Genomic DNA, 6615 nt, shown 5'->3' with positions numbered 1-6615 from the left:
CGGGCGACGGCCGCGTGCGGCTGCTCGACTTCGGGCTCGCCAAGCTGCGCGTGCCCGAGAAGTCCGACGCGCAGGACACCAGCGCGCGCACGCTCGACGGCACGCTGCTCGGCACCGCCGCCTACATGGCGCCCGAACAGGCGCGTGGCGAGGCCGCCGATCATCGCGCCGATCTGTTCGCGCTCGGCTCGGTGCTCTACGAGATGCTGAGCGGAAGAGCACCGTTCCATCGCGCCACCACCGCCGAGACCATCGCCGCGTTGCTGAAGGACGATGCGCCGGCGCCAGCGTCGGCAGCGATCGATGCGCTGCCCGGCATCGAGGTGCTGGTGCGCCGGTGCCTCGAGAAGCGCCCGGCCGACCGGTTCGAATCGGCGCGCGACTTCGCCTACGCGCTCGAGGCGCTGCGCGCCGGCGCCGCGCGCGCGGAAACCGGCGCGGGCGCAAGCGCCACTCACGGCGCCGCTGCGCTCTCGCAGCTCTCTTTCAAGCGCCTCACCTTTCGCCGCGGCACGGTGCACTCGGCGCGCTTCACCCCCGACGGCCACGGCGTGGTGTACGCCGCGGCGTGGGAAGGAAAGCCACTCGAGCTGATGTGGGTGTTCGGCGGCGCCACCGAGTCGCGGCCGCTTGGCATCACCGGCGCCAATCTCTTCGCGATCTCGAGAAACTCCGAGCTCGCGATCGCGCGCGGCTTCCAACACCTCGGCTCCTTCATCTATCACGGCATGCTGGCGCGCGTGCCGCTCGGCGCCGGGACGCCCCGCGATGTGCACGAGGCGATCCAGTACGCGGATTGGAGCCCCGACGGCGCTCAGCTGGCCGCGGTGTTCGATTCCGACGGCGCGATTCGAATCGAGTACCCGCTCGGCCGGAAGCTCTACGTGAGCGATGGCGGCTGGATCAGCGAGCCGCGCATCTCGCGCGACGGGAAATACATCGCGTTCCTCGAGCATCCGATTCGCGGCGACGACAGCGGCCACGTCGCGGTGGTGGACATGGACGGCCGCGTGCGCCGCCTGTCCGACGTTCCGGGCACCGCGCGCGGCCTGGCCTGGTCGGCGAACGGTCGCGAGATCTGGTTCACGGGCGCGCCAGCGGGAGCCGGCCGGGCGCTGCGCGCGGTGACGCTCGACGGCGCCGAGAGGATCCTGTTCCAGCTCGCGGGACATCTCACGCTGCATGACGTCTCGGCCGAGGGCCGCGCGCTCCTCACCCATGGCGACGAGCGTGTGGGCATTCATTTCAACGCGCTCGATACCGGCGAGGAGCGCGACCTGTCGTGGTTCGACTGGTCGGTGTTGCGCGGCCTTACCGCTGACGGGCGGATGGTGTTGTTCGATGAGTCCGGCGAGGGCGGCGGTGAAGAACATTCGATCTTCATCCGCGGCACCGACGGCTCGCCCGCCGTACGGCTCGGCGACGGCATTGCCATGGCGATCTCGCCCGACGAAAAGTGGGTGCTGGCCCTGCGCACCCGAAACCAGAACGAGCTGGTGATGCTGCCGGTGGGCGCCGGTGCTCCGCGGGTGCTGCCGAAGGCCGATTACTACGTGCACATCGGCGGATGGTTCCCGGACGGGCGGCGCATTTGGGTCGCCGCTCATCGCCCGGGTGAGCCGATTCGCATCTACCGGGTCGGCCTCGAGGACATGAGCTGGCAAGCGCTCAGCCCGCCCGGAATCGGCGCGCTCGAGAGCCGCACCTCGCCCGACGGGCGCTTCATGCTGGTGTCGGGCAGCGACGTCACCTATCGGCTCATCCCGGTGGAGGGCGGCGAGCCCCGTGACATTCCAGGTGTGCGAAGCCACGAACGCCCGGCGTCGTGGTCGGCCGACGGCCGGCGCATCTACATGTTCCCTCGCGGCTCGGTGCCGGCGCAGGTATACGAGATCGACATCCAGACTGGCGAGCGCAAGCTGTGGCGCGAGATCGGGCCACGCGATTCGAGTGGCGTGTTCGCGATCGCACCTCTCCGCCTGTCCGCCGACACTCACCGGGTCGCCTATTCCTACGGACGCGTGCTCAACGATCTGTTCGTGGTGGACGGGCTCGAGTAGCCGAGTGGCGCCGATGCCGGCCCGCGCGGTGAAGAAGCGCCCGCTGTGGCGCTGCCCGGATTGCGGCCACTGGTTCGTGACCCGCAACCTGTGGCACAGCTGCGAGCGCGTGCCGGTCTCGGCGCACTTTGCGGGGCGCCCCCCGGCGTTGCGGCAGGCGTGGCGCGCGTTCGTGGCGGCTGCTCGTGAGGGCGGCCCCGTGCGCCTGTCGCCCAATCGCACGCGCATCGCGATCATGGCGCGGATGCGGTTCGCCAGCGCGGTGGTACGCAAAGGCTACCTGCTCTGCACGTTCATCCTCGCGCGGCGGGTCGCCGACCCGCGGATCGTCAAGTACGAGTTCCTGAAGCCCCGCTACCACCTGCACACGTTCCGGCTCGAGCGGCCGGACCAGGTGGACGCGCAGGTCAGGCGCTGGCTCGCCGAGGCCTATCGCTTTGGCAAACAGGAGCCGGTCGGGTCGTAGCCGCGCGGCGGCGACACGCCGCGCGGCGAGACGCTGCGCCGACGCGATCGCCCTACTTCCGGCTCAGGTCGTAGACCGCCTGCTTGAGCATGATGTCCGCGGTGACGTAGCCCTTGCCCCACTTGTCCTGCAGGTCGGCGAGCGGCTTCGCGGCCGTGATCTGATCGAGCGTCTGGCCCTGCGCGAGCAGTTTCTTCACCCGCCCGCGCACGTCCACCAGCATGTCGTGCGCCGCCTGTACGTCGTCGCGCGTGCAGATCGGGCTGTGGCCGGAGATGATCTTGGTATCGGGCTTCACGATCGACAGAATCTTCTCGGCGGCCGCGATCATTCCGTCGAGCGTGCCGCCGCTGCCGACGTCGATGATCGGATACTGGCCGATGAACAGGCAGTCGCCGGCATGGAATACGTTGGCGAGCGGGAACCACACCATCACGTCGCCGTCGGTGTGCGCGTTCTTGACGTGGAAGCACACCACGTCCTGCCCGTCGAGATGGAAGCTCAGGCTGTCGTTGAACGTGATCACCGGCAGCGCGACCGCCGGCGACGGGTCGGCCTTCCAGCCGAACACCGGATTGCTGTAGGCGACCATCATGCGCGCGCGCGAATTGTCCTGGGCGATGATCGAGACGCCCATCTTGGCGAAGTTCTCGTTGCCACCGGTATGGTCGCCGTGCCAGTGCGTGTTGAGGATGAAGCGGATCGGTTTGTCGCTGATCTTCGCCACCGCGGCCTTGATCTTGTCGCTCAGCGGCGCGAACTGATCGTCGATCAGCACCACGCCGTCCGCCCCCGAGAGCACACCGATGTTGCCGCCCGCCCCCTTCAGCATGGCGATGCCGGGCGCGACGTCGGTGGTCTTGATCTCGATCTTGCTCATGTCGTTCTGGGCAACGACCACGGCCGCGAGCGCGCCGAACGCGATGGCGGCCACGATCAGGATCAGGGAGCGACGAGGCATCGGCATCCTCCGTTGGGTTGGGCAGCGAATCGGGTGGCCCGCGGGCGCGAAAGTCGGCAGGATAGCCGGCCATGAACGCGCCGCGAAAGTCGGTGTCGGTCGAGATCGGGCCGGGTTTTGCCCGGCTGATCCTCGACTGCCCGCCACTCAATGTGATCGATCTGCCCACGGCGCGCGAGCTGACCGCGGCCGCGAATCAGCTTCGCGCCGACGCGAGTCTCAATTGCGTCGTGTTCGAAGCGCGTGGCAGCGACTTCTCGGCCGGCGTGGACGTGCGCAGCCACCTGCCCGACCTCGGCGCCGAGATGCTCGCGGCGTTTCACGAGGCCTGCTTCGCGCTCGACGCGCTCGAGGTGCCGTTGATCGTCGCGGTTCAGGGGCGCGCGCTTGGCGGCGGCTGCGAGCTGACGCTGATGGGCGACCTGGTGATCGCCGATTCAGACGCCAACTTCGGCCTGCCCGAGATCGTGCTCGGCGTGTTTCCGCCGCTCGCGGCGGTCGCGCTGCCGCGCATGATCCCGTTGCGCCTCGCGAGCGAGATGATTCTGCGCGGCCAGACGCTCGGCGCCGAGGAAGCGATGCGTGTCGGGCTCATCAACAACGTGGTGCCGCCCGACGAGCTGCCGTCCGCCGTGGAATCGGCGGCGCGCGCGTTCGCGAGTCTCAGCCGATCGTCGCTCACCGCGACCAAGGCGGCGCTGCGGTTCGCGCGCGTGCGGCCGACGTTCGAAGAGGTGAAGGCGTCGGAGAAGCTCTACCTCGATCGGCTGCTCAACGACCCCGACGCGATCGAGGGCCTAAGCGCGTTCATGGAGAAGCGGCCAGCGAGGTGGAGATCGTCGCCTTCGAGCTGAGTCGGGCAGGGAATCCCCAATTCTGCTGGGCCGAGCCACTCAAAAGTCGAACGCAAGACCCAGAGATCCCTCGGGACTACTCGACCACCACGACACGTCTCCGTCGGAGTATTTGCCTGAGTTGTAGGCGAGCGACTGACCCACGTGCGCATAGAGTGCCGCGCTGCCGTTCAACCGCGCGTACATGCCAATCCGCCAATCAACCCCGAAGCCAGTTGAGTTGGGGCCTTGACTGGTTCCCCCTCCTGTACCCGGCGGCGAAACAGCATCCACGATCTTCGCCCGTCCCTGCGTCACGAGTATTCCCGGGCCAGTGAAGAGCCCAACGTTGTCGTTTACGAATGCAAACCGGTCAGTTCCAATGCGCGCAGAGAACGTGTGGCTGTGCAGCGTCGTCGTCTCGTTCGGGGCGCCGCTCGGGTAGTTGTTTGCCGCCTTCTCTCTCCCGGCGTAGTAGGTGCCCGCGATGCCGACGGACCAGTCGTCGTCGATGAAGCGGCCATAGGCCAGAGTTCCTCCCACCTCGGAGGACTCGAGAGGGAGAAAAGGCGAGCCGAACGGGGATGCGAATTCCCCCCTATGGCCGGAGACGCCGACAAGTACAAGTGAGCGGCCCTTGCCCAGGCGAGCTGCCTCCGCGTGTGTGCTCACCATGAGTGCGACGCAGACGACCATCGACATGGAGGTCGAGCGATTCATGGAATGACTTCCTCCTCGGAGTACCGACCGCCGCTTCGCAAGCGATCCCAGCATCGCTCGAGCCACAGAAGGCCTTGAGCCTCAGGATAGATAGGTTACAAGGCGGATTGCGGAACATTTGCGGCCCTCTGGCGCGGCTACCAGTGTTCTCCCTGTCCCAGCAGAGTTCCGCCACGGCGGCTCTCGCGGCGCGTTTTTCGTTGCCGTGATTAGAGCAAAGTTGACGTGTTGCCGAAATGGGAGACTTTGCGATTGATCTAATGACTGACGTGCCTTAGCCTGACTAGTGTCCAGCTACTGCACGATTCCAGAATAGCTGGGTCGGGTCGCCCGCATCCCGCGAGTGGCGCCGAGGCCGTTCGGGCGGCTAACGCCTCCGCCAAGAGTGCTGGCCCGCTAAGTTCGCCTCATCAGATCCGCGAGCCTCACCGACGGGAGTGTGTTGGAGGGAATGGTCCAGTGCACCGCCCTCGGCTGCGGATTCTCTCATGTCGTCTCGGGCTCCTGGCCGCGATGACCATGCAATCCGTACTTGCCGGATGCAGCGAGGAACCCCCGCGGCCGACTCCGCTCATCCCTCAAAATCACCCTCCCGTGATCACAGGCCTCGAGGCCTTCCCGGATACAATCGGCCCCTCAGATTCAGTCGTCGTAGTCTGCTCCGCCACAGATCCCGACGGCGATTCCCTCGTCTATGACTGGCAGACTGACGCCCGCCTCAACATTCAAGGCACACCAACCTGGAACAAGTACCTCAACCATCAACCATCGCCGCGACACACCTTCTACAACGCAAACCTCCCCAACCCAATCAACGATTCGGCTTGGGTCTATTGCGAAACTCGCGATCCCAAGGGAGGCGGCGCCGGCCGCGTCCTCTTCGTAACCCTGCGGGGGCCCTAACCACCGTTTCCCCAACCTCGCTGCGTCAATCAATCGACGAGGAGAAAACCCAATGACCTCCAGGGCCGCACTCTCCGGTCTTCGGATATTGGTCGGCGATCAGTGATGTTGCGGCCGCGAAGACCCTCTGCTCGGGTGGTGGCGGAATGGGCGAGTCTGTTCGCCCCATAGGGGCTGGTCTTGGCTCCGCGGCGTCGAGCTCGAGGACGGCGGGTGTGCAAAGGGCCGGCCGAACAAGTCTCGCTCCTGCTGGGATGCCTGCCGCATCACCTGCGCTCGAGGAGCACACCTCGGCGACCTCCTCGAACTGGCGGGTCTATTGGGTCTCGGATTCGCTCCTTCCCGACGACTCCCTCGCGGCAAGCGCGCTCTGGCAGATCCAGGATCGTGACGGTGTCTGGCACGACGTTGCCGACGGTCAGCCTATTCAGCTGCCAGGAATCGCGGGAATCGTAGCCCGCGTCGGTGCCTCCGGGAGGCTTGTGCTCGGAAAGGGTGGCACCCTTGTAGGTGTTGGGAGCCAGTTCCGCAGCGTGACCCACCGAACCCCAACGAGATTCTCGCTCGTAGAGGCCAGAAGCTCGCAAAATGGAGTTGTCGCAAGTGACCCAACCGCGGGCATAGAGCCGCCTGCGTTGGAAGATACTTTGACACTTACTTACACCGCAGCAG

At 66.5% G+C, this 6615-nt stretch carries 5 protein-coding genes; 3 read left to right on the top strand and 2 right to left on the bottom strand.

What is annotated here, in order from left to right; translation table 11 throughout:
- Together VMJ70_15605 and VMJ70_15600 are read left to right on the top strand one after the other, a co-directional pair.
- On the top strand, positions 1-2060 hold a 2060-nt coding region (locus VMJ70_15605; protein HTO92557.1), incomplete at its 5' end, for a protein kinase.
- Between the two features lie 13 nt (positions 2061-2073).
- A complete protein-coding gene (locus VMJ70_15600) occupies positions 2074-2526 on the top strand; it encodes a DUF5655 domain-containing protein (protein ID HTO92556.1) in 453 nt (150 codons plus the stop codon).
- A 52-nt stretch (positions 2527-2578) separates the two neighbouring features.
- On the opposite strand, the gene VMJ70_15595 is transcribed toward VMJ70_15600, so the two are convergent.
- Entirely contained in the window at positions 2579-3487 is a 909-nt protein-coding gene (locus tag VMJ70_15595; GenBank protein HTO92555.1) for an MBL fold metallo-hydrolase, read from the bottom strand.
- Positions 3488-3558: 71 nt separating this feature from the next.
- Between VMJ70_15595 and VMJ70_15590 the strand changes: the two genes are divergently transcribed.
- On the top strand, positions 3559-4341 hold the full coding sequence (locus VMJ70_15590; protein ID HTO92554.1) for an enoyl-CoA hydratase-related protein: 783 nt from the start codon (positions 3559-3561) through the stop codon (positions 4339-4341).
- A gap of 39 nt (positions 4342-4380) precedes the next feature.
- Here VMJ70_15590 and VMJ70_15585 read toward each other — a convergent pair whose 3' ends face one another.
- Positions 4381-5040 (bottom strand): hypothetical protein, encoded by a 660-nt coding sequence (locus VMJ70_15585; protein HTO92553.1) that lies wholly within the window; start codon positions 5038-5040, stop codon positions 4381-4383.
- Positions 5041-6615 lie beyond the last annotated feature (1575 nt).

It is taken from the genome of Candidatus Sulfotelmatobacter sp. (assembly GCA_035498555.1).
In the GTDB taxonomy this organism is placed as follows: domain Bacteria; phylum Eisenbacteria; class RBG-16-71-46; order RBG-16-71-46; family RBG-16-71-46; genus DATKAB01.
This window is presented reverse-complemented; position numbering and strand designations above follow the sequence as displayed.